This window comes from Blastomonas sp. 34TW, assembly GCF_059803595.1.
This window is the reverse complement of sequence record NZ_JAPFGW010000008.1, coordinates 146,810-169,677: the sequence shown is the minus strand read 5'-3', so window position 1 is coordinate 169,677 and position 22,868 is coordinate 146,810. Positions and strand designations below refer to the sequence as shown.

Annotated in this window: 16 protein-coding genes, 1 tRNA gene and 1 pseudogene; 8 read left to right on the top strand and 10 right to left on the bottom strand. The window is 65.1% G+C overall.

Annotated elements, in window-relative coordinates; genetic code table 11:
* Positions 1 to 432: 432 nt before the first annotated feature.
* The gene (typA, locus tag OPU69_RS11950; protein WP_060979737.1) at positions 433 to 2,265 is read left to right on the top strand and encodes a translational GTPase TypA; all 1,833 of its coding nucleotides are present in this window, start codon (positions 433 to 435) and stop codon (positions 2,263 to 2,265) included.
* Positions 2,266 to 2,347: 82 nt separating this feature from the next.
* On the opposite strand, the gene OPU69_RS11945 is transcribed toward typA, so the two are convergent.
* Together OPU69_RS11945 and OPU69_RS11940 are read right to left on the bottom strand one after the other, a co-directional pair.
* A complete protein-coding gene (locus tag OPU69_RS11945; protein ID WP_498511285.1) occupies positions 2,348 to 7,057 on the bottom strand; it encodes an NAD-glutamate dehydrogenase in 4,710 nt (1,569 codons plus the stop codon).
* 181 nt (positions 7,058 to 7,238) lie between these two features.
* Positions 7,239 to 8,666 carry a PAS domain-containing protein gene (locus OPU69_RS11940; RefSeq protein ID WP_498511283.1) on the bottom strand — a complete coding sequence of 476 codons (1,428 nt, stop codon included), beginning with the start codon at positions 8,664 to 8,666 and terminating at the stop codon, positions 7,239 to 7,241.
* 216 nt (positions 8,667 to 8,882) lie between these two features.
* Between OPU69_RS11940 and OPU69_RS11935 the strand changes: the two genes are divergently transcribed.
* Positions 8,883 to 8,958: transfer RNA gene (locus tag OPU69_RS11935), tRNA-Thr, on the top strand.
* 162 nt (positions 8,959 to 9,120) lie between these two features.
* A complete protein-coding gene (locus OPU69_RS11930) occupies positions 9,121 to 9,600 on the top strand; it encodes an Arm DNA-binding domain-containing protein (protein ID WP_331710215.1) in 480 nt (159 codons plus the stop codon).
* Here the strand turns inward: OPU69_RS11930 and OPU69_RS11925 are convergent.
* The 4 genes and pseudogenes from OPU69_RS11925 to OPU69_RS11910 all read right to left on the bottom strand — a co-directional run.
* Positions 9,484 to 9,840: pseudogene (locus OPU69_RS11925) on the bottom strand (alcohol dehydrogenase catalytic domain-containing protein); the annotation flags it as partial. The gene OPU69_RS11930 and the pseudogene OPU69_RS11925 overlap by 117 nt on opposite strands.
* A gap of 69 nt (positions 9,841 to 9,909) precedes the next feature.
* Entirely contained in the window at positions 9,910 to 11,136 is a 1,227-nt protein-coding gene (locus tag OPU69_RS11920; RefSeq protein ID WP_498511281.1) for an acyl-CoA dehydrogenase family protein, read from the bottom strand.
* Between the two features lie 14 nt (positions 11,137 to 11,150).
* Entirely contained in the window at positions 11,151 to 11,888 is a 738-nt protein-coding gene (locus tag OPU69_RS11915) for an SDR family NAD(P)-dependent oxidoreductase (RefSeq protein WP_060978370.1), read from the bottom strand.
* An 11-nt stretch (positions 11,889 to 11,899) separates the two neighbouring features.
* Entirely contained in the window at positions 11,900 to 12,928 is a 1,029-nt protein-coding gene (locus tag OPU69_RS11910; protein WP_060978304.1) for a phosphotransferase family protein, read from the bottom strand.
* 71 nt (positions 12,929 to 12,999) lie between these two features.
* On the opposite strand from OPU69_RS11910, the gene OPU69_RS11905 reads away from it, so the two are divergent.
* Positions 13,000 to 13,635 (top strand): TetR/AcrR family transcriptional regulator, encoded by a 636-nt coding sequence (locus OPU69_RS11905; RefSeq protein WP_498511278.1) that lies wholly within the window; start codon positions 13,000 to 13,002, stop codon positions 13,633 to 13,635.
* Here OPU69_RS11905 and OPU69_RS11900 read toward each other — a convergent pair.
* Complete coding sequence (locus OPU69_RS11900) at positions 13,622 to 14,341, bottom strand: anti-sigma factor (RefSeq protein ID WP_498511276.1); 720 nt, start codon at positions 14,339 to 14,341, stop codon at positions 13,622 to 13,624. The two genes, OPU69_RS11905 and OPU69_RS11900, sit on opposite strands and share 14 nt — an antisense overlap.
* On the bottom strand, positions 14,338 to 14,874 hold the full coding sequence (locus OPU69_RS11895) for an RNA polymerase sigma factor (protein ID WP_081096934.1): 537 nt from the start codon (positions 14,872 to 14,874) through the stop codon (positions 14,338 to 14,340). The genes OPU69_RS11900 and OPU69_RS11895 overlap by 4 nt, the downstream gene beginning before the upstream one ends.
* Positions 14,875 to 14,910: 36 nt before the next feature.
* On the opposite strand from OPU69_RS11895, the gene OPU69_RS11890 reads away from it, so the two are divergent.
* The 4 genes from OPU69_RS11890 to OPU69_RS11875 all read left to right on the top strand — a co-directional run bounded on the left by OPU69_RS11890 (position 14,911) and on the right by OPU69_RS11875 (position 20,982).
* Positions 14,911 to 16,182: a S8 family serine peptidase gene (locus OPU69_RS11890; protein WP_498511274.1), complete on the top strand. Its 1,272-nt coding sequence runs from the start codon at positions 14,911 to 14,913 to the stop codon at positions 16,180 to 16,182.
* A gap of 99 nt (positions 16,183 to 16,281) precedes the next feature.
* A complete protein-coding gene (locus OPU69_RS11885; RefSeq protein WP_498511272.1) occupies positions 16,282 to 17,118 on the top strand; it encodes a hypothetical protein in 837 nt (278 codons plus the stop codon).
* Between the two features lie 235 nt (positions 17,119 to 17,353).
* On the top strand, positions 17,354 to 17,698 hold the full coding sequence (locus OPU69_RS11880; protein WP_498511270.1) for a hypothetical protein: 345 nt from the start codon (positions 17,354 to 17,356) through the stop codon (positions 17,696 to 17,698).
* A 173-nt stretch (positions 17,699 to 17,871) separates the two neighbouring features.
* Positions 17,872 to 20,982, top strand: a complete 3,111-nt coding sequence (locus tag OPU69_RS11875) for a PAS domain-containing protein (protein ID WP_498511268.1) — start codon at positions 17,872 to 17,874, stop codon at positions 20,980 to 20,982.
* 15 nt (positions 20,983 to 20,997) lie between these two features.
* Here OPU69_RS11875 and OPU69_RS11870 read toward each other — a convergent pair whose 3' ends face one another.
* A complete protein-coding gene (locus OPU69_RS11870) occupies positions 20,998 to 21,564 on the bottom strand; it encodes a DUF1826 domain-containing protein (RefSeq protein ID WP_498511266.1) in 567 nt (188 codons plus the stop codon).
* Between the two features lie 3 nt (positions 21,565 to 21,567).
* Positions 21,568 to 22,803: a GTP-binding protein gene (locus OPU69_RS11865; RefSeq protein ID WP_498511264.1), complete on the bottom strand. Its 1,236-nt coding sequence runs from the start codon at positions 22,801 to 22,803 to the stop codon at positions 21,568 to 21,570.
* Between the last annotated feature and the right edge of the window lie 65 nt (positions 22,804 to 22,868).

Sequence of the window (22,868 nt, the reverse complement as noted above, 5' to 3'; positions counted from 1 at the left end):
GAACGATTGAAAAGCTGCCCTACCTCCGCTCAGCCTGAGCCTGTCGAAGGCCCCGCTATACGGCCAGCGTGGACGCGGGTCCTTCGACGACGCGGGCTGCGCCCGCTGCTCAGGATGAGCGGAGGTGGTTAAGGATTCCCATTGCGATGAGGTTGAGTGATGGCTTGTAGAGCCCTCTCCCCTTCAGGGGGAGGGTTGGGAGGGGGGAGTGCGCCAATGCATGCCCCTCTCAACTCCGGCCAGCCAGCAAGCTGGCAAGCCTGCGTATCTCTCCCCTGAAGAGGAGAGAGCAGGGGTGCGCATTGTTCCACCCCACCATACCCCGCCGCAATCTGTTGCGCTGCAGCAGACCTTCGGCTATGGGCGCGCCAGCAACAGGCGTGCCGGGCAGCGGCGTGTCCGCGACCATCCCCCTGATACAGGCTCTATTTCATGTCCCTTCGCAATATCGCCATCATCGCGCACGTCGATCATGGCAAGACCACCCTCGTCGACCAGCTGTTCCGCCAGTCCGGCACCTTCCGCGACAACCAGCGCGTCGAAGAGCGCGCGATGGATTCGAACGACCTGGAAAAGGAACGCGGCATCACGATCCTGGCCAAGTGCACCTCGATCGAATGGGACAATGCCGGCGAGAAGACCCGCATCAACATCGTCGACACCCCGGGCCACGCCGATTTCGGCGGCGAGGTGGAGCGCATCCTCTCGATGGTCGATGGCGTGATCCTGCTGGTCGATGCCGCCGAAGGCGCAATGCCGCAAACCAAGTTCGTCACCGGCAAGGCGCTGGCGCTCGGCCTCAAGCCGATCGTCGTCGTCAACAAGATCGACCGTCCCGATGGTCGCCCGCAGGAAGTGCTGGACGAGGTGTTCGACCTTTTCGTTTCGCTGGACGCCAATGACGAGCAGCTCGATTTCCCCGTGCTCTTCGCCTCGGGCCGCAATGGCTATTGCGGCGACAGCCCGGAAGTGCGCGAAGGTACGCTGCAGCCGCTGTTCGAGAAGATCGTCGGCCATGTGCCCGCGCCGAGCGCCGATCCCGATGGCCCGTTCAAGTTCCTGGTCACGCTGCTCGACCGCGACAATTTCCTGGGCCGCATCCTTACCGGCCTGGTCGCCAGCGGCACGGTGAAGACCAACCAGCAGATCCACGCGCTCGACCCCGACGGCAATGTGGTCGAAGCGGGCCGCGCCTCGAAGATCATGGCGTTCCGCGGGCTGGAGCGCGTTCCGGTCGATCAGGCGAGCGCGGGCGACATCATCTCGATCGCCGGCCTCACCACCGCGACCGTTGCCAACACCATCTGCGACACCAGCGTCACCGAGCCGCTGCACGCGCAGCCGATCGATCCGCCGACGCTGTCGATGCGCTTTGCGGTGAACGACAGCCCGTTTGCGGGCCGCGAGGGCACCAAGGTGACCAGCCGCATGATCCGCGATCGCCTGATGCGCGAAGCCGAATCGAATGTCGCGATCAAGGTCACCGAATCGGCCGACAAGGACAGCTTCGAGGTCGCCGGGCGCGGCGAATTGCAGCTGGGCGTGCTGATCGAGACGATGCGCCGCGAGGGCTTCGAGCTGGGCATCTCGCGTCCGCGCGTGCTGTTCGGCGAGGACGAGAACGGCAACCGCACCGAGCCCTATGAAACCGTCGTCATCGACGTGGATGACGAGCATTCGGGCACGGTCGTCGAGAAGATGGCGCTGCGCAAGGCCGAGATGACCGACATGCGCCCCTCGGGCGGCGGCAAGACCCGCATCACCTTCAGCGCGCCCTCGCGCGGGCTGATCGGCTATCATGGCGAGTTCCTGTCCGACACGCGCGGCACCGGCATCATGAACCGCCTGTTCGAGAAATACGGACCGTACAAGGGCGCGATCGCGGGCCGTCCCGTCGGTGTGCTGATCTCGAACGGCACCGGCGACACTGTGGGCTATGCGCTGAATGCGCTGGAAGATCGCGGCAGCCTGTTCATCGGATCGGGCGTGCCCGTCTATGAAGGCATGATCATCGGCGAGAATGCCAAGCCGGAAGACCTCGAGGTCAACCCGATGAAGTCGAAGCAGCTCACGAACTTCCGTTCGACCGGCAAGGACGACGCCATCCGCCTGACCCCGCCGCGCCTGATGAGCCTGGAACAGGCCATCGCCTATATCGACGACGATGAAATGGTCGAGGTGACCCCCAAGACCATCCGCCTGCGCAAGCGCTTCCTCGACCCGAACGAGCGCAAGAAGCAGAGCCGGAAGAAGGAAGCGGCGTAAGCCGGGCCTTCAGCAGAAAATGAAAAGGGGCTGGTGCAGCGCTGCACGAGCCCCTTTTTCGTGGCTGCGGCGGGACGGGAAGTTACCGCCCCAGCAGTATCCGCGCCTGGCTCGCGATCTGCGCCAGCATCGCGACGCTCGGCGCGGCGTCGAGCCTTGCGCGGTCGACGAGGCCGCGGAACTGCTTGATCCTCGGCAGGTTGGCCTCGGTCCAGTTCGCGACATAATCCTGCGGGTCGCCGCCCTGCGCCTTGGAGAGAAAGTCGAGGCGCATCTGCTGGAAGTCGCGGGCCAGCCCGGAAACCAGCAGCCGCTCCCACGGATCGCTGGGCGACATGCGCGCGGCGGTCATCTGCGTCCAGTCGAGGCCCAATGTCGCGCCTAGGTCGGCGAACGCATGGGTCAGCGGCAGCGGGCCGGTGCCGCTATGGCTGGCAAGGTTGGCGAGGCCCGCCGCGCCGTCGAGCCCGGTCAGCCGCACGATATGCGCGGCATGGGTCGGGGCTGCGCCCTGCGCGGTCAGGTCCTGCGCCTGGCGCGCGGCCTGCAGCCGGGCCTCGGCGTTGAGCAGATCGTCCATGCCTGCGATCAGCGCATCGACGCCGGGCTTCAGTGCAGCGACGATCTCGCCGGGCATCAGGCCGTCGGGGCTGGCGCGCAACACGTCGGCAATGTGCACGCGCACGATATTGGCGGTCGCGTCGAACAGCATAAGGCGGACCTGTTCGTCCATCGCCGCATTGTCGAACTCGGTCCAGATCGCGGGCAGGCCGAACAGCCGCTCGGCCGCGATGAACGCGCAGGCGACATCGCCCAGCGTGCAGCCTTCCTCCTCCGCCAGCTCGAACGGATGGATCAGGCCCAGCCGGTTGATCATCCGGTTGGCGAGCTTGGTCGCGATGATCTCGCCGCGCAGCTGGTGCTGCATCAGCACATCGCCATAGGCTTCGCGCATCTGCGGCGGGAAGGCGGCGAGCAGCTCGGGCCGCATCGTCGGATCGTCGGCGAGCGGGATGCGCTCGATCGCGTCCTGCAGCGCCAGCTTGGCGGTCGAGAGCAGTACCGCGAGCTCGGGCCGGGTCAGGCCATGGCCCTCCTGCGCGCGGCGCTTGAACGTGGCATTGTCGGCCAGCCCCTCGACCTTGCGGTCGAGCCGGCCCTGTTCCTCAAAATGCTCGATCAGCCGCAGATAGCTGGGCAGCGCACGCGTGCCGCCCTTTTCGGCGATCGAAAGCCCGAGCGCTTGCAGACGGTTGTCCTCGAGCACCAGGCTGGACACGTCGTCGGTCATCGAGGCGAGCAGCGCGTTGCGCGACGGTTCGTCGAGCAATCCGGCGCGCATCACGGCGGCAAGGCCGATCTTGATGTTCACCTCGTTGTCCGAACAGTCGACGCCGGCGGAATTGTCGATGAAATCGGTGTTGATCCGGCCGCCCAGCATCGAGAAGGCGATGCGCGCGGCCTGGGTGACGCCCAGGTTCGCGCCTTCGCCCACCACCTTGCAACGCAGCTGTTCGGCGTTGATGCGCAGCGGGTCATTCGAGGGATCGCCGACGTCGATATTATTCTCCGACGCGGCCTTGATGTACGTGCCGATGCCGCCGAACCAGATCAGGTCGACCTGCGAGCGCAGGATCGCGGAGATCAGCGCCGCCGGTTCGATCTCGTCCTGATCGATGCCCAGCATCGCCTTGACCTCGGCGGTCAGCGGAATGGCCTTCATCGATCGGGGGAAGACGCCGCCGCCCTTCGAGATCAGCGCCTTGTCATAATCGTCCCAGCTCGAGCGCGGCAGCGCGAACATCCGTGCGCGTTCCTCCCAGCTCTTCGCCGGATCGGGATCGGGATCGAGAAAGATATGCCGGTGGTCGAACGCGGCGACCAGCTTGATCGCCTTTGACAGCAGCATGCCGTTGCCAAACACGTCGCCCGACATGTCGCCGCAGCCTGCAACGCGCACCGGATCGGCCTGCACATCGACGCCCATTTCGGCGAAATGTCGCTGCACCGAGACCCAGCCACCCTTGGCAGTGATACCCATCGCCTTGTGGTCGTAACCCTGCGATCCGCCCGAGGCGAAGGCATCGCCCAGCCAGAAGTTGAACTCCGCCGCAATGGCATTGGCAGTATCCGAGAAGGTCGCGGTGCCCTTGTCGGCGGCGACGACGAAATACGGGTCCTCGCCATCATGCACCACGACATCCGCCGGGTGCACCACCTTGCCATCGACGATATTGTCGGTAACCGACAGCAGCGTGCGGATGAAGGTCTTGTACGCCTCCTTGCCGCCGTTCAGCCAGCCGTCGCGGTCGGTCGCGGGATCGGGCAACTGCTTGGGGAAGAAGCCGCCCTTGGCACCGGTCGGCACGATGACGGCGTTCTTCACGCGCTGTGCTTTCATCAGGCCCAGCACCTCGGTGCGGAAATCGTCGCGCCGGTCGGACCAGCGCAGCCCGCCGCGCGCAACGGGGCCAGCGCGCAGGTGGATGCCTTCGACCTGCGGCGAATAGACGAACATCTCGCGCCAGGGCAGCGGGGCCGGGAGGCCGGGCACCTTGGCGCTTTCGATCTTCATCACCATGGCCAGCTTCGCCGCCGGAGCAAAGGCGTTGGTGCGCAGCACCGCCATCACCAGCGCGCGCAGCATGCGCAGCAGCCGGTCATCGTCGATCGCCGACACCTGGGTCAGCCCGGTGTTGATCGCGGCGAGATTCGCCTCGGTCGCTGCCTCGCGGTCGCCGGTAAACGCGGGATCATGCCGCGCGATGAACAGCGCAACCAGCGCGTGCGCGACATCGGGCGCATCGTGCAGCGCATCGACCATCGTGCCGATGCCATAGGGCAGGCCCGCCTGGCGCAGATAGCGATACCAGGCGCGCAGCCAGATGACGGCGCGCTGCTCAAGCCCGGTTGCGGCGATCAGCCGGTTGAACGGATCGTTCTCGGCCTTGCCCTCCAGCGTGCCGGAAATCGCCGCCTCGATTGCAGACGCGCGCTGCAGCAGCGCCTCGACATCGCCCTGACCACGCAGACTGAGCAGGAAATCGTGAATATGCCCGCCATCGGCCCCGCCCATCTGGGTCGGGATTTCCTCGAGCACGTCGAAGCCGAAATTCTCGAGCACCGGAACGGTCTCGGACAGCGGGATCGCGCCCGCCTGGCTATAGAGCTTCAGCCGCAGGTTCTGCGCCGCGTCCAGGCTCTTGCGATAGAGCCGCGCGCCGTGCTGCTCGGGCCCTTCGAGATTGCGCAGCCGCAGGATGTCGAGCGCGGCTTCCTGCGGGCCGTAATCGGAACGATAGGCCATCGGGAACTGCGCGGCATAACGGCTGGCCAGCGCGGCGGCGCGGCTGTCTTCGCCCTGCGCGATCAGCGCTTCCTCGACCGAGGGCTCCCAGCCGCGCACCATTGCACGCAGCGCGGCATCGAGCGCGGCATCGTCAATCTGGTCGGCACCATCGCGCACGTCGAGCACGTAGCGCAGCAGAGCGATCTCGCCGTCCTCGAGTGAGATCGACCAGCTCAGCGTCTTGCCGCCCGACGCTTCGATCAGCATCCGCTCGATCGCGACACGCCTGCCGGTCGAGACCTCGTCGCGCGGCAACCAGGCAAAGACGAACAGGTGCCGCTTGAGCGAGGATTGCACCGTGACCAGCTTCGAGCGCGGACGGTCGGCCAGCGACATTGCGGTCAGCGCGACGCGTTCCAGATTTTCCAGGCTGAACGCGATCAGCAGATCGTGCGGCAGCGCGGTCAGTGCATGCGACAAAGCCTTGCCCGCATGGCCGTTGGGCGCAAAGCCGAACTTGTCCATCAGCAGCTTCAGGTGCGCGCGCAGCACCGGCACGCGCTCGGGCGCGGCGGCGAGCGCGGCGCTGGTCCAGATGCCGCCATGGACGGAAAGCGCGGCGACGCGGCCATCCTCCCAGATCGGCAGGATGATGAGATCGAGCGGCGCGCGGCGGTGCACGGTCGAGATGAAGTTCGACTTGATGATCAGCGGCGCAGCCTTGCCGCTTTCGAACCAGGCAAAGGCGCGGTCGAACGAATGCGCGGCAAGCAGATGGCGATCCTCGCCCGCCATGCGCGCCAGGCCCAGCGGCGCTTCGGCAGAGCCATCGCGGCGATAGCGCAGATGCGCAAGCTGGGTCATGTTGCGGTCGAGGAACCAGCGCAGCAGCGCCGCGCCTTCGCCATCGGCCATCGCAGCGGCATCGGCCGCCATCGCCGCCTGCAGCATCGGCCAGTCGGTTACCGCAGCGCGCACATCGGCCATGGCCGAAAGCAAAGCGGCTTCAAGCGCCTTGCGCTGCCGGGCATCGGCGCGCTCGACCTCGAGATAGACGACGGACTCGCGCCGCTCGCCGGGGGCCTCGTCGGTATAGATTTCGCTCAGCAGTCCATCGGCATCGCGGCGCAGCGCCACCACCGGATGGATGACCCGATCGATCGCCAGGCCGAAGCGCGAGATGGTGGCAGCGATGGAATCGACCAGAAACGGCATGTCGTCGTTGATGATCGCGAGGCGCATGTGCCGTTGCCCGGCCTGTCCCGGGATCGATTCGATCGCGAGCACGGTATCGGGCGAGGGACGCCGCGCCATCGCCCTAAGCGCAAAATCGGCAGCCTGCTTGCTCGCCTCTGCGTCAAATCCCTCGTTCTCGCCCGGCAGTGCGCCCTTGAGAAACGCGTCGCTCAAGGTCTGGCGAAGGCTTTCATGCTGTTTCGGATCGGAAAACGGGGTGCTGGACGGCGCGTCTGCATCGGACGCAGCATTCTGGATGTCGGCCATGGGTTCCTCGTGCCCCGCGTGCGCGCTGGTTTGCCGCCTCTTTATGGGGTCTGCTGCCCCGGCTTATGCGCCATCGCTCGCGGCTTCTCAAGCATACAGCCGGGTAACCACGCCAAAATGACGTAATTTTCTTTCAGTCGATCGATTAAATGTTACGAGCTTTGCAGATAGCGTTCCGGGCTCAACCCGCGATCTTGCGCAGGATGCGATCGGCTACCGGGTCGTCCTCGCCGATAATGCCGATCACGCCGAGCGTGCCATTGGCATCGCGCCGCGCGACCAGCACCGCAAATTCGCTGTCGCCCAGGTCCACCGCGCTGACCGGCTGGGCAGGCGCCGCGCGCAGACGCTGGCGCGTCTCGTGCTTGCGGCAGAGCTTTTCGGTATCCTCGTCGCGCGCACGGCGCGCCTTGCGCTCGATCTGCACGATCGCCTTGAGCCCGCCGGGCTGCTGCGCGAGCAGGTCAGCGAGGCCGCCGCGCGGCACGTCGCGGCGCATCGCATGGGCGAGCACGCACGCATATTCGGCAAGCCGCGTCTTGTCATAGCTTGCGCCGAAGACAAGCTTGACCAGCGGGGTCATCGGTGCACGCGCCTGGGCCGCGATGCCGCTATCGGCCAGCAGCGCGGCATAATCGTCAGGCCTGCCGCGCGCCGCCAGCGCGAAATCATAGGCGCGTCCGATTGCGGCATAGAGCGCATGACGCGACCGGTCCTCGGTCGCCAGCGCGGCCTCGACATGGGCGCGGGCGAAATCAAGCAGATCGGCGAGCGCTTCGTCGCCGCCCGGCAGGTCGACCACCGGAAAGGGATTGGCTGCCGGCTCGTCTTCGAGCCCGCCGAAGCCGACCTCGATCAGGCCATCGGACAAATCGTCGAACATCGCATAGCCATCGAGCGACAGCGGCTCGTCGAGCGGCTCCGCGCCGATTTCACCCGGTGCCAGATTCTGCACGGGATCATCTTCCCAGACCGGCAGCGCGGGCTTGCGCGGGGCCTGTCTTACGGCTTCGTCGATCTGCAGGATCAGCTCTTCGGTGAGCTTGCGGTCGGCCAGTTCCTTCCAGTTGATCACGCCATAGACGAAGTCGATCGTGTCGTCGTCGGTGGAGAAGGGCAGCAGGATGCCGCGATACATGATCGTCGATCCGCGATCGTTCACATATTCGGCCTCGAATCCGATCGGCGCCTGGTTGGCCAGGATCTGCATGTAATGATCGGTGATTCGCGACAGCAGCGACCGGCCCGGCACCTCGTCGAGATAGGCGATCGCCTCGGGCAGGTTGCTTTCCTCGCGCAGCGCCTTGCCGATGAACGGGATCGCCGGGTTCTCGATTCCCGACGTGAAATCGAGCAGCACGCTGTGCGGTCCGAAGTCCTCGATATTTTCCGGATCCAAGTCCTCGATCGACGGAAATACCCTATTTCCCAGCAACTTGGCCCAATGGTTATAGGCACGGACGTGCATCCGCCGCTCGTCGCTGCCAAAGGTCTGGGGCGGGTCCATCAGCGCTTCGTCATCGCTGCTTGCGTCTGCCGATGCCAGCAGCTCTTCGTCTGCGGCATCATGGCCTTGTCCGACATCGCGATATCCGCGCAGAGTATCCATGGAACGGTCCCAATCAGTGTCCTAGGCGGCCACTGTCTCGCAAGGAGGTAAAACTAGGGTTAATTAACCACATCAGTGCGTTAGCCAGACCCCGTGCCAGAGTTGGCGACGCTGCCGACTTCGCGTCCCCGGGCCGCAAGCTGCTCAAGGCGTCTTGCATCCGGCCCGCGAGGCTGATAACGGCACCGCTCGCACCGGCCAACCAAGGCCCCGCGCGCCGCTTTAGCTCAGTTGGTAGAGCACATCATTCGTAATGATGGGGTCACGTGTTCGAGTCACGTAAGCGGCACCAGTGCACCTTCCCAAAACGTTGCAAATCCTCGATTTTATGCGGGTTTCGGGCTATACTGCCCCTAACTGGAATCTCGTTTTGTTCCGAGTGATGTCACCAAGTCTCGAAAAATAGGGGGCAAATCTGGGGGCAACGAGCAGGGAAGAAAGGCGTTGCCCCCAAATGTCCCTGAAAGCCGCAGAAATCCGTGGGTTTCAGCCAGCTGATACCCCCTACCGCAAAACGGATCAAAATGGACTGTATTTGGAGATTCGGCCTAACGGTTCGAAACTCTGGTACTGCAAATTTCGGATCCAGGGGATCGAGAAGCGGTTGTCGCTCGGGCACCGGATCGATCGCATAGACGACATGCGCGCCCATCACGAAGGCGCTGTCCACCGCCATCAGCCCGATCGGCCCGCATCCGATCACCGCGACGCTGCTGCCCGGCACGATATCGGCATTGCGCGCGCCGAACCACGCAGTCGCGAGTGCGTCGGTCATCAGCAATGCCTGTTCTTCGGTCACGCCATCGGGGATCGGCACCGCGTTGACGTCCGCGGCTGGCACGCGCACCGCCTCGGCCTGCGATCCCTGCAGTTTTGCGGACAGGCCATAGCAGCCCGCCATGCCATTCTCACACAGGTTGACCACGCCCGATAGGCAGGCGCGGCATGATCCGCAGCCGACGGCGGCAGGGATCATCACCTTGTCGCCCACCTTGAGTCGCGACACGCCGCGTCCGGTTTCGACGACCTCGCCCACCGCCTCATGCCCGACGCAGAAGCCGATATCCTCCGAAAAGCCGTGACCGTGATAGATGTGGAGATCGCTGCCGCAGATCGCGCAGGCCGAGACCTTCACGATCGCATCGCGGTCCGATTGCGGCACCGGATCGTCCATGCTCTCGTAGCGGATATCGTGCGCGCCATAATAGCGAAGAGCCTTCATGACCTTGCCTCCCCCTGGTGTTCAGCGCCGGTTCGCGGCGACATATTCGGCGATCTTCTGCTTGCCGAGCTGTGACATATGCACCTCTTCCGGCCCGTCGGTAATCCGGACATAGCGGTTGAGCGTGAAGAAATAGGCGATCGGCGTGTCCTCGCTGACCCCCATGCCGCCATGCGCCTGGATCGCGCGGTCGGCGACGGTCTGCGCCATGGTCGGCGCGACCACCTTGATCGCGGCGATCAGGTCCTTCGCCTGCTTGTTGCCATGGCGGTCCATCGCGTCGGCGGCCTTGAGGGTCAGCAACCGCGCCATCTCGATCTCGCAGAAGCTGCGCGCGACATCCTGCCGGATGCTGCTCTGGTCGCCGAGCTTCCGGCCGAAGGCGACGCGGCTGTCGACGCGGCACGCCATATGTTCGAGCGCGCGCTGCGCTTGGCCGATCGAGCGCATGCAATGGTGGATGCGGCCCGGCCCCAACCGTCCCTGCGCGATCTCGAACCCGCGGCCCTCGCCCAGGATCAGATTCTCCTTCGGCACGCGGACATTGTCGAAGCGGAGCTCGGATTCGCCGCCGGGCGAGTTGTACGAGCTGAAGACGGTCTGGTGGCGGACGATCGTCACGCCGGGCGTGTCGCGGGGGACGAGGATCTGCGAATGCTGCGCATGGCGCGGCGCGTCGAAATCGGTCTTGCCCATCACGATGAAGATCTCGCAGCGCGGGTGCATCGCATTCGATATCCACCATTTGCGGCCGTTGATGACATAGTCGTCGCCATCAGGGATGATCGACAGCTCGAGATTGGTGGCGTCGGACGATGCCACCTGCGGCTCGGTCATCACATAGGCCGAGCGGATCTCGCCGTTGAGCAGCGGCTTCAGCCATTTCTCCTGCTGTTCGGGCGAACCGAACTTGGCGAGCACCTCCATGTTGCCGGTATCGGGCGCCGAACAGTTGAACACCTGGCTCGACCAGGGAACGCGGCCCATCAATTCGGCGAGCGGCGCATATTCGAGATTGGTGAGGCCCGGGGAGAATTCGCCATATTCGTGCGGCAGGAACAGGTTCCACAGGCCCTGGGCTCGCGCCTTGTCCTTCAGCGCCTCCATCCCCGGCCATTCCTGCCAGCGGTTGTTCTGGTCGTGGACAAAGTCGTAATAGGCCTGCTCGTTCGGATAGATATGTTCGTCCATGAACGCCTCGATCTTCGCGATCAGCCCGGCGACCTTGTCGCTATATTCGAAATCCATCTGTCTGCCTTTCGTTACAGGGAGAGCCCGCCATCGACGATGAGCGTGTGGCCGGTGACATAGGAAGCGAGCGGCGATGCCAGGAAGATCGCGGCGCCCGCCATGTCCTCGGGCGTGCCCATCCGCCGCTGCGGGATCTGCGCGAGCGCGCCTTGCAGCCGCTCGGCGTTCTGTGTGGTCACCTTGGTCAGCTTGGTATCGACCAGCCCGGGGGCGAGACCGTTGACGCGGATGCCATCTGCCGCAAAGGCCTGACCCAGCGTCTTGGTGAGGCTGATCGCCCCCGCCTTGGATGCCGCATAAGCGGGATTGCCGATATTGGCCTTCAGCCCCGAAATCGAGCTGACGATGACGATCGATCCGCTTGCCTGCGACAATTGCGCGCGGAACTTGCGCGAAATGTGCATCAGGCTGTCGAGATTGACCGCCATCACCCGGTCCCAGCCTTCGCGCTCGAACTCGCCACGCCGATAGACCACGGTGCCCTGGCACAGGATCAGCACATCCAGGCTATCGAATGGCAGATCCGCCGCCTCGATCGCATCGGGATTACCGACATCGACACCGGTGTAGCCAAGGCCGGTCAGGTCCGATCCGTCCGCCGGATCGTAATCGCTGGCCGAAGCGCGCGTGCCCCAGACATGCACCTCGCCGCCGCGCGCGCGAAAGGCTTGCGCGATGCCGTTGCCGATGCCGCTCGACCCGCCGACGACCAGCACCTTCCGGCCCGTGAAATCGGTATCGTCTATCATGGCTTTTCCCTTCATCTGATGCGGCGCAGCGCGCGTTCGAACAGGTCGAGCGTGTGGGCGTGCAGGCGATCGCCGGTTTCCTTCGGCGCCTTGCCGGCGCAGGCGCGCGCGTGCGTGCCCTCCAGGATGATCCCGAGCTTGAAACAGGCGAGCACGACGTACCAGTCGAGCGCCGACAGTTCGCGCCCGCTGGCTGCGGCATAATGCGCCACCAGTTCGTCGGGGCTTGCAAATCCCTCCCATGGCGTGATGGCGACATCGGTGGCGCGCGGCACATCGTCCTCGGGCCAGGTCGCGAGCAGCCAGCCAAGGTCGAGCAGCGGATCGCCGATCGTACTCAGTTCCCAGTCGACCACCGCCGCCAGGTCCCCGCTGTCGGGACGCACCATCACATTGGCCAGGTGAAAATCGCCATGGATGATTCCGGGGTGGAAATCCGCAGGTCGATGTGCATCGAGCCAGTGGGCGACCTGATCGACGCCGGGGATTGCGCCGGGGCCGGGCCAGCCGGGCAGGTCGGCATAGCCCGCAAGCTGCGCCTTCCAGCGCCCGACCTGCCGCTCGAGATAATTGTCGGGCTTGCCGAACCCGTCGAGCCCGACCGCCCGATAATCGATCGCGCCGAGCGCCGCGATCGCCTCGACCATCGACAGCCCGATCCGGTGGCGTGCGGCAGCGTCGTTCGCGTGGAAATCCGGCAGGCCCTGGGTCGGGTTGAAGCCGTCGACCGGTTCCATCAGGTAGAAGGCGACACCCAGGACCTGATCGTCGGCGCAGGCGGCGATCAATCGCGGATGGGGCACGGCACTGCCGTCGAGCGCGGCCAGAACGCGCGCCTCGCGCCGCATCGTGTCGTTGGAACTGGCGCGCGGCACCGGCGGGGGCCTTCGCAGTACATAGGCCGCTTCACCCCGGCGAAAACGCATCAGGATGTTCTGCGTCCCGCCCGACAGCAGCCTCGCTTCGGCAATCGGTCCAGTACCGACGCCTTGGGCGTCCATCCAGCCTTCCAGCGCCGCGAGGTTTATCCCCTCGATCATCCGCCACCTCTCTTTTATCCATATGGATAAATGCATTTGACGCGCCGAGCTGTCAATGGCAAATCCAGGCCATGGCCCGTGACCCGTCGACCGCGCAATCGCCAGCGCCGCAGCATCTGAAGGAAGTGGCGCTCAAGCTTTTTGCCGAACGCGGGATCGATGGCGTCACCGTGCGGCAGATTGCCGAGGCGGCAGGGCAGAAGAACCATGCCGCGATCACCTATCATTTCGGGTCGAAAGAGGCGCTGATCCGGCAGCTTGTCGTCGATGGCGCGCAGGCGATCGATGCGCGCCGCAATGCCGCGCTGGACCGTGCCACGGCTGCGGGCGGCCCGCACAGCGTGCTCGAGGTTATGGAGATCCTGGTCGAGACTTCGATCGATCCCGACCCTCCGTCCTGGGGCGAATGCTACAACCGCTTCGTGGTCGGGCTCCAGCTATCGAACCGGGCACTGTTCATGGACGCGCTCGAGGGGCGCTGGAACTCGGGCTATCAGCGCTGTCTGGAAGAGGTTCGACGGTTGATGGCGCATTGCCCAGGCGACCTGCTCAACCAGCGCCTCGTCTTCATGGGCGGGGCGATCGGCGGGATATTGGCGGGGCGTGAAACCGAGCTGTCGGACCGTTCGCGCGAACACCCGATGTGGTCGCATCCCGAAACGCTGCCCCGCGTCGCGCGGGCGCTGGCATCGATTATCGAAGGTTGAGCCAGCCAGCAGCGCGGGCACTTCGCTCCGCCTGCGCATCCATCGCTCCGTCTTTCGCCATCTCCTGCGCGACGGCAAGAATGTCCGCGTCGCTGCCCGCCTGCCGATATTCGCGGTCCGCTTCCGGTGATCCGGCGAAGCGCCGCGTCACTTTCCAGCCCTTGCCGTCGCGACAGGCGATGCCGCCATCGGCGGTGCTGCGCCATGCGCGACAGACCGAACCATCGCTGGCCTGGAAACTGAGCAGAATGCGCGGATCGGCGTTGGTCGGCTGCTCCGCTACCAGCCGGGACTCGAGCACGGTCGCGAGCGCGCTATCCGCATAACCTGCTGGCTGCGAACCCTGCCAGGGCTGCCAGATCGCGAGCACCAGCGATGCCGCCAGGGCGGGGCCTGCTACCGGCAACCAGCGCCGTACCATCGGGGCAAGACTGCGTCTGGCACGTGCCTGCGCGAAGCTCACGACCTCGCCCGAGCCTGTCTCGGCATGTGCGGATTGCGCGATCAGGGTCAGCAGCCGATCGGGTACCGGTTCTCCGGCGATGGGCGCATAGCGGGCCGTCAGCAGGCCCTTGAGCCTGCGATGCCGCTCGAGCTGCGCTGCCAGTTCGGGATCGGCGGCGATCGCGGCTTCCACCCGACGCCTCTCGTCAGCGCCAAGCTCGCCATCGGCAAAGGCGGCGATCAATTCGGGCGTCACGGTCATGCCGCATCCTCCAGCAGGTCCATCAGGGCATCGCGACCACGCACCAGGCGCGAATTGAGCGTGCCGACAGGACAGCCGACAATCTCGGCCGCCTCCTTGTAGGAACAGCCTTCGACCATCACCAGCAGGACCGCTTCACGCTGTTCGTCTGGGAGGCGCAGCATGGCCCGGTCGATCATCGCAAGTTCGACCGTCGCCTCCTGGCCGCCTTCGGCCCCGATGGCGAGGCCTGCCTCGTCGGGCACGAAGGTTTCGCGGCGGCGCCGGGTGGCGCGGATTTCGTCGATGAACAGGTTGCGCATGATCTTGTATATCCAGCTGTCGAGGCGCGTTCCCGGCTGCCACTGGTCGCGACGCGCCAGCGCCCGTTCGATCGCCATCTGGCACAGATCGTCGGCATCCGCCGATGCCCCGGTCAGGCCATAGGCGAACCGCCGCATTCGCGGCAGCAGGTCGACGAGCAGGGTCTCGAACGTTTGTGTCAGGGTCCAGGCCTTTCTGATGGATGAAACGGCTGGCCTCGTGCGTTTCATCCATGGTTAAGCGAAAAAAAATCGGACGGAAAAGAAATGCGCATCCCCGCCATGATCCTGAGCATGCTGACCTGCGGCGCGCTGCTTGCGGCAACACCGCTGTTTGCGCAGTTGCAAACGCCGCTGGGCAATGTCGGGTTGCCTGGCATCGGGCGCGGGGTCGGTGACCTTCTCGACACGGCCGGAAATGGGATCGACGGACTGGGCAGGCTGGCCCAGCGCGAGGCTGACCGATTGCTGCAGTTGCGCGACAGGCGATTGACCCAGCTGCTGCGGCAGAACCGCGATCTGGTCGAAACTGACATGCGCGGCTATCTGGCGCGGCGGGGCGAGATCCTGGTCACCGGTCCGACCGAAGGCGCGACGGATGCCCTCCGGCGCGCGGGCTTTTCGGTGATCGCCGAGGAACAGGTCGAGGGCCTCGACCTCGCGATCGTGCGGCTGCGCGTTCCAGCTGGTCTCAGCCTCGCCAGGGCCGAAGCGCTGGCGCGGAAGGCTGCGCCCGAGGCCGAAATCGCGGTGGACAATCTGCACTGGCAATCGGGTTCGCTCGGCCGACAGAGCTCGGCTCTGCCCAGCTCCGCGCTCCTGGCGGCAACCGCAGGATCGCCGGTCGATACGCCCATCGGCATCATTGATGGTGCACCGGGGCCATCCTTTCGTCCGATAGCCATCAAGGGCTTTGCCAAGGGGGCACCGCTGGCCTCCGATCATGGCAGCGCGATCGTCAGCCTGCTGCGCAATGAAGGCGCAGGCCGGCTATGGGTGGCGGATGTCTATGGCAGCGATCCCGCTGGGGGCAACGCGCTGGCCATCGTCCGGGCACTCGGCTGGCTGGCGAGCAGTGGCTGCAAGCTGGTCACGATCAGCCTGGTCGGCCCGCGCAATGCCGTGCTCGAACGCGCGATCCGGCAGGCGCAGCGACGCGGCATCGTCATCGTTGCAGCGGTGGGCAATGACGGGCCGGCTGCGCCGCCTGCCTATCCCGCATCCTATGACGCTGTCGTGGCGGTGACCGGGGTGGATCGGAACGGACGCGCGCTGATCGAGGCGGGGCGGGCGCTGCATGTCGACTATGCGGCGCCCGGGGCAGAGGTTCACGCGATAAATGCCAGGGGCAGGCCGGTCAGCCTGCGCGGCACATCGTTCGCCACGCCGCTGGTCGCCATCAGACTTGCCGATGCGCTGGCCAGGGGCGGCGACTGGCAGGCGAGGCTTGATCGGGAAGCGCGCGATCTGGGACCCAGGGGTGAAGACAAGCGTTTCGGGCGCGGCTTGTTGTGCGAACAATGCGCCTGCAAGCCGTGAACTTTCCGGCGAAGCCATGAATTAAACCGGCCAGGCGAAGCGTTGTCCTTTCAGACGGGCAGGCAGTGATGCCCGCGTTCAAGCTGAAAGGAACCCATCATGAAGAAGATTCTGATTGCCGCCGCGACGGTCGCGTTGATCCCGGCTGCCGCCCAGGCGCAACTGCTCGGCGGTGGCGGACTTGGCGGCGCATTGGGTGGCACTCTGGGCGGTACATTGGGCGATACGCTCGGGGGAGGGATCGAACGCCCGGTCGGCGGCACGCTCGAGCGGACTACGCGCACCGTACGCGGTTCGGCCGAAGCCAATGGCTCGACCACCGGCACGCAATCGGTCGATGCGCGGCGCGGCACCGTCTCGGCTCAGCGCAGCGCGAACGGCTCGGTCCTCGCCTCGAGCGCCAGCCTGGCCGATATCGTGGTGCCGCCCGCCGACACGATGACCGAGGCGCAAGGCTCCGGCACGGCGAGCGGCCAGGGCAGCGCGCAAGCCCAGCTGATCGGCACGGACGCCCTGACCGACGCGGTTGCCCCCATCGCGCAGGGAACGCGCGCCCGCGCTGGCGAGGCTGTCTCAAGCGTGCGTGGGGTCACAATGCCTGCCGGAGCGACCGCGGCGGGAAGTGGCGCGGGCGCTGCAAGCGGATCGCTGCTGGCCAGTCCGCTGGCCGTTGCGGGCAGCGCGGCGGCGGCTGGTGACGGTGCTGCGATGGTCAGCCGCGGCATGCCGGTCACGCTCGCCGACGGATCATCGCTCGGCAAGGTGAAGGACGTCGTCGCGAACAGCCGGGGCGCGGTCGAGCAGATCGTGGTGAAACAGGGCAATGTCACACGCTCGCTGCCGGCCGGCATGTTCTCGGCCTCTGGCAATGCGCTGGTGCTGGCCGAGACCGGCAGCACAGCCGCTGCGCCAGAAGCGGCGGAGCCTTCGGAATGATCGGCTTGTCTTGAAGCCGAGTCCAGCTGCGGTGTGCTGCTCGCTGCCTGTGCGGGCAGCAAACCGCGGCCTCCTCAAGGCGGACACTCTCCCGGCGTCCGCCTTCCTTTATCTGACCGGCCGCCGCTCGGTGCTCCGCCGAAAGAATGTGCATCATTAACGGATTAAACCGGATGTACCGATCGTTTTACTTTTGACCGCTTGCCATGGCGGCACTCAGCAAAGGGAGAATAGCATGATCAAATTTGTCACGACGTCGATCGCCTTTCTGGGCTTCGCAGCCGCAGCCACGGCAGCGGTCCCGATGATGCACGAGGAACAGGTTGCGCGGACCGAGGAAGCGCGCATCATCACCTTGCCGATCGCGGGGATCGAGAACCGGCTGTGGTTCGATTATCGCATCAACGTCACCGAGGCGCAAAAGGAGCTGGGGAGCGACCTGCGCCGCGCCACCGACATCGAGGACCGCCGCGACGCCTGGGAAGAATATGCCGTCGAGCTGAAGCACGAGCGGGTGCATTACATCGAGGAAATGGCTGAACGCGGCTATCGCATGGGCAACGCGATCATCGTCGATTGATTGTTTGCAGCGGGAAGGGATCGAACACGGTGGCGATCCCTTCCCGCTGCCGCCCTGGGCCGGAATGAGGAACTGATCGACCGCTCCCGAGTTGGCTGGAGACACTTCATTCACTTACGGAATTCAGGCGTGCCCCCTATCTCCCCGCGATCGCTCACCTGCATGATCAGCCAATGACGCATGCCGAACAGGCGCAACTCGACGCCGCCCGCATTGCCGCCGCGATCGACGGAAGCGATGCAAATACCGATCCGTTCATCGCCGCCGTGCGGGCCACGCGCATGCCCATGGTCATCACCGATCCTCGCCAGCCCGACAATCCGATCGTGTTCGTCAATGATGCATTCTGTCGGCTTGCAGGATACGAGCGAGACGAAATCATCGGGCGCAATTGCCGCTTTCTGCAGGGCGCGGACACGGATCGAGACGCGGTCGCGCGACTGCGTCAAGCGCTAGAGGATGTTCGGCCGATCGAGCTGGATCTGCTCAACTATCGCAAGGATGGAGAACCTTTCTGGAACCGGTTGCTGATTGCGCCCGTAAGGGATGCCGCCGGCGAGCTTGCCTATTTCTTCGCCAGCCAGCTCGACGTGACGCTCGAGCGCGAGCGGCTGGCCAATCTTGAAAGCAGCAATGCGGCGTTGGTCTCCGAACTCGCGGGCCGCCTGCGCGAGCAGAAGGCGAGCGACGCCGAACTGCGCTTCACGCTGGAAGCGGGAAGGTTCGGGGCCTGGAGCCTGACATCGCCTGAAATGACACTGGAGACCTCGCCGGCCTGCCGCGTCAATTTCGGATTTCGGGATGATCAACCGCTCAGCTATGATGATCTTCTAGCCGCAGTGCACGCCGATGACCGCGAGCTCGTGCGCCAGAGCCTGGCCTCCAGCATCGAGCGGCGCATGGATTGCGATATCGAGTGCAAGGTTCAGACGCCGCAGGGCGAGATTCGCTGGGTAGCCTTGCGCGGAAGGCCGGCTGTGCATTCCGATGGCCGCCATGCAAAGCTCACCGGCATTTCGCTCGACATCACTGACAGGGTGCGGGCCGAGCGGATGCGCCAAGGGCTGATCGCGCTGTCGGACGCATTTCGCGACCTCGACAATGGCGCCGATATCTCGTTCGCGGCAGCGCAGATCCTGGGCGAGACGCTGGATGTCGATCGGGCTGGCTATGGGACGGTCGATCCGGTGGCCGAAACGATTACCATCGAGAAGGACTGGAACGCGCCAGGCGTCACCAGCCTGGCAGGTACGCTCAATTTTCGCGACTATGGCAGCTATATCGAGGACCTGGTCAGGGGAGAGACGGTCTGGTTCGAGAATGCGGAGACCGATCCGCGCACCATTGCCACCGCCGACGCACTGAAGGCGATCACCGCCCAGGCGGTCGTCAACATGCCGGTGATGGAGCAGGGCGCGATGGTTGCGCTCTTCTATCTGAACCATGGCACGCCGCGCTGCTGGCGCGAAGACGAGATCGATTTCGTACGCGAGGTGGCCGATCGCACGCGCATTGCCGTCGAGCGGCGACGGGCGGAGCTTGCCTTGCGGGTCGCCAATGACCGGCTGACCTTTCTCGACTCCGTCGGACGCGCCGCGACGGAGGCGGGCGACGCGGATGCAGTCATGGCCATCACCACCAGGATGGTGGGCGAGCACATGCGCGTCACAAGCTGTGCCTATGCGGACATGGACGAGGACCAGGACGGGTTCACCATCCGCGGCGACTGGGCGGCACCGGGGCTGGAGAGCATCATTGGGCGCTATAGCCTTGCGCTGTTCGGCAAGCGCGCCGTGCAGGAACTGCGCGCTGGGCGACCTTTGGTCATCCAGGACATCGTTGCCGAGCTTGCGCCTCAGGAAGCGGCGACCTTCCAGCAGATCGGGATCGGCGCGACCATCTGCATGCCGCTGATCCGCGAGGGGCGGCTGGTCGCTTTGATGGCCATCCATGACGGGGCACCGCGGGCGTGGACCGAGGACGAGCTTGCGCTGATCCGCGACGTTGCCGACCGGTCATGGGCCCATATCGAGCGCGCCCGGGCCGAAGCCGAGCTTCGCGATCTCAATGTCACGCTCGAGGCGCGGGTTGAAGAGCGCACCGGGCAGTTGCTGCGGACCGAGGAGGCGTTGCGTCAGGCGCAAAAGATGGAGGCAGTGGGGCAGCTGACCGGAGGGCTTGCGCACGACTTCAACAATCTGCTCGCGGCGATCGGCGGCAGCCTTGAAATGATTCAGGCGCGCATCGCTCAGGGGCGGCTCGATACGCTCGATCGCTACGCTCATGCAGCGCAGGGGGCCGTAAAGCGCGCCGCGGCCCTGACCCATCGATTGCTTGCCTTTTCGCGGCGTCAGACGCTCGACCCCAAGACAGTCGATGTCAACCGGCTGGTATCGGGCATGGAAGAGCTCGTGCGGCGTACCGTCGGCCCGCAGGTGCAGCTTGAAATTGTAGAGGCCAGCAGCTTGTGGACGACCCATATCGATGCGCACCAGCTCGAAAACGCGCTGCTCAATCTGTGTATCAATGCGCGCGATGCGATGCCTGAGGGCGGTCGGCTGACCATCGAGACCGCGAACAAGTGGTTCGACGATCGATCTGCCGCTGAGCAGGACATGAAACCGGGTCAGTATATCTCGCTATGTGTCACCGATACCGGCACGGGAATGACGCGCGAGGTGATCGCCAAGGCGTTCGATCCGTTCTTCACGACCAAGCCTTTGGGGCAGGGGACCGGACTGGGCCTGTCGATGATCTATGGTTTTGTCCGCCAGTCGGGCGGCCAGGTGCGGGTCTATTCGGAGATTGGACAAGGCACCACGATGTGCCTGTACCTGCCTCGCCATCATGCAGATCTGGATGCCGAGTTGATGACCCCCGAACCTGGCCCGGCGCTGTCGGCGAGCCTGGGGGAGACGGTGCTGGTCATCGATGATGAGCCGACGGTGAGGATGCTGGTGGGCGAGGTGCTGGCGGAAGGCGGCTATGCCACGATCGAGGCATCAGACGGACCGTCGGGTCTGCGCATTCTCGAATCCGACACGCGCATCGACCTGCTGATCACCGATGTCGGCTTGCCCGGTGGGCTCAATGGCCGCCAGGTGGCCGACGCGGCGCGCATCCTGCGACCCGAGCTCAAGGTGCTGTTCATCACCGGCTATGCGGAGAATTCCGCGATCCGCCAGGGCCAGCTCGATCACGACATGTCGATCATGACCAAGCCATTCCAGCTTGACGCGCTGGCGATCAAGATTCGCGAGATCTTGAGGGGCAATGGGGATTGATCGACGAGACGCGTATCAGCCCGCGTCGTGGCGCGCCGGGGTGTCGATGACCAGCACGAGCCTGCGTTCCCCGCTGTCCTCGATCGGCGGCGAGCGGTGGAGGCACGGCTGGTGGCCCGCGCCGAACTCATGCCCCTTGAACAGGGCGACGGACCCCGCCGGAATGCGCTGCAGCGGTCCGTCGGGATCGTCTTCGAGCGTATAGTCGGTACCCGGCCCCGCCAGGGTGCAGATGAGCCTGAGATCGGTGTAATCCGCATGCACCTTGCGACAGGCATTGCCGGTAATGCCCTCCAGCCGGACGCGAACCGTCTCGCACTGCATCAGTGATGCGAAGCGGCGGGCAAGGTCCGTGATGGACCGTGCGATACTGTCGGGCAGCGCTGGCAGGTCGGCCAGCAGTGCGTCGGGCTTTCCGGCCGCGCGGTAGCCGAAGGGGGCGATATCCAGCAGCGGCTCGATATCGCCCCGCGGCAGCAGCACCGCATCCTTGTCGATCACGATCCGGGTTTGGGGGTGGTGGATCGCGTCCCAGCGCTGGTGGGCAAGCGCGCGGGACTCGAGAAGGTTCAGGGCTGCCATGGCTCAGGCACTCTCCAGGATGCGGGCATGCTCGCCCCATTCGGGAAATGGATCGGGCAGGGTCTGCCAGCTCTCGGGAGTATAGCCATCGGCGTCGACCAGGCACGCGTCGAGCGCTGCCCGCAGCCGTGCGTCGTCAATGTCGATGCCGATAAACACAAGCTCTTGCCGCCGATCACCCCAGAGTCTGTCCCAGTTGTGCGCGACGAAATCCTCGAACTGATTGTCGTGCGGCCACTGATTTTTGGGGACCGAAGCCCACCACCGACCGAGCCGCGCGGTCATCGTCTGCGATCCGGCCACAGCCAGCTCGCCCACCCAGGCCGGACGCGTCGCCAGCCAGAAAAAGCCCTTTGCGCGGACCACGGCTTCAAGTCCGTCGCCGGTCAGGAAGTCGTAAAAGGCCTGCGGCGCGAACGGCTGGCGCGCGCGATAGACGAAGCTTTCGATGCCATATTCTTCGCTCTCGGGCCGATGGCTGGCATAGCCGTAAAGTTCCTTGGCCCAGAGCGGGTGCTCGGCGGCGCGATCGTCGTCGAACAGCCCGGTGCCCAAAATCTGATCGAGCGCGACCTTCGATCGATCGGCGGTGATGATCCGCGCGTCGGCGTTGAGCGAGGCGCAGAGCTTGGTCACCGTGGCGAGATGTTCCGCGCTGACGTCCGATGCCTTGTTGATGATGATCACGTCGGCAAATTCGATCTGCTCGACCAGCAGGCCGACCAGGCTGCGCGTGTCGTCCTCGCCCAGCGATTCGCCGCGATCGGCGAGGAATTCGTGGCTGGCATAGTCCTTGAGCAGATTGACCGCATCGACCACGGTGACCATCGTGTCGAGCGTGGCGACATCGCCCAGGCATGCGCCCGCCTCGTCGCGGAAGCTGAAGGTCGCCGCGACCGGCAGCGGCTCCGAAATGCCCGTGCTTTCGATGACCAGATAGTCGAAACGCCCGGCTTCAGCCAGCGCGCGCACCTCTTTCAGCAGATCGTCGCGCAGCGTGCAGCAGATGCAGCCATTGGTCATCTCGACCAGCTCTTCGCTGGCGCGCGACAGCGCCGCCTCGCCGCCGCGCACCAGTGCGGCGTCGATATTGACCTCGGACATGTCGTTGACGATCACCGCGACGCGCAGACCTTCGACATTGGCAAGGATATGGTTGAGCAAGGTCGTCTTTCCCGCCCCCAGGAAACCCGACAGCACCGTGACAGGCAGTTTGCGGATCGAAGAGGCGAGGGGCATCGGGGACCTTTCCGGGGTTGTTATGATACGTTATATTATTATAGGGGGAAGCCGAGCTGCACAAG

What these genes read in the sequence shown, in the direction of transcription:
- OPU69_RS11865 (WP_498511264.1), bottom strand. Translation starts at nt 22,803, where the DNA reads ATGCCCCTCGCCTCTTCGATCCGCAAACTGCCTGTCACGGTGCTGTCG.
- OPU69_RS11885 (WP_498511272.1), top strand. Translation starts at nt 16,282, where the DNA reads ATGAAGAAGATTCTGATTGCCGCCGCGACGGTCGCGTTGATCCCGGCT.
- OPU69_RS11900 (WP_498511276.1), bottom strand. Translation starts at nt 14,341, where the DNA reads ATGACCGTGACGCCCGAATTGATCGCCGCCTTTGCCGATGGCGAGCTT.
- OPU69_RS11920 (WP_498511281.1), bottom strand. Translation starts at nt 11,136, where the DNA reads ATGGATTTCGAATATAGCGACAAGGTCGCCGGGCTGATCGCGAAGATC.
- OPU69_RS11895 (WP_081096934.1), bottom strand. Translation starts at nt 14,874, where the DNA reads ATGAAACGCACGAGGCCAGCCGTTTCATCCATCAGAAAGGCCTGGACC.
- OPU69_RS11940 (WP_498511283.1), bottom strand. Translation starts at nt 8,666, where the DNA reads ATGGATACTCTGCGCGGATATCGCGATGTCGGACAAGGCCATGATGCC.
- OPU69_RS11875 (WP_498511268.1), top strand. Translation starts at nt 17,872, where the DNA reads ATGACGCATGCCGAACAGGCGCAACTCGACGCCGCCCGCATTGCCGCC.
- OPU69_RS11910 (WP_060978304.1), bottom strand. Translation starts at nt 12,928, where the DNA reads ATGATCGAGGGGATAAACCTCGCGGCGCTGGAAGGCTGGATGGACGCC.
- OPU69_RS11915 (WP_060978370.1), bottom strand. Translation starts at nt 11,888, where the DNA reads ATGATAGACGATACCGATTTCACGGGCCGGAAGGTGCTGGTCGTCGGC.
- OPU69_RS11870 (WP_498511266.1), bottom strand. Translation starts at nt 21,564, where the DNA reads ATGGCAGCCCTGAACCTTCTCGAGTCCCGCGCGCTTGCCCACCAGCGC.
- OPU69_RS11930 (WP_331710215.1), top strand. Translation starts at nt 9,121, where the DNA reads ATGTCCCTGAAAGCCGCAGAAATCCGTGGGTTTCAGCCAGCTGATACC.
- OPU69_RS11880 (WP_498511270.1), top strand. Translation starts at nt 17,354, where the DNA reads ATGATCAAATTTGTCACGACGTCGATCGCCTTTCTGGGCTTCGCAGCC.
- OPU69_RS11905 (WP_498511278.1), top strand. Translation starts at nt 13,000, where the DNA reads ATGGCCCGTGACCCGTCGACCGCGCAATCGCCAGCGCCGCAGCATCTG.
- typA (WP_060979737.1), top strand. Translation starts at nt 433, where the DNA reads ATGTCCCTTCGCAATATCGCCATCATCGCGCACGTCGATCATGGCAAG.
- OPU69_RS11890 (WP_498511274.1), top strand. Translation starts at nt 14,911, where the DNA reads ATGCGCATCCCCGCCATGATCCTGAGCATGCTGACCTGCGGCGCGCTG.
- OPU69_RS11945 (WP_498511285.1), bottom strand. Translation starts at nt 7,057, where the DNA reads ATGGCCGACATCCAGAATGCTGCGTCCGATGCAGACGCGCCGTCCAGC.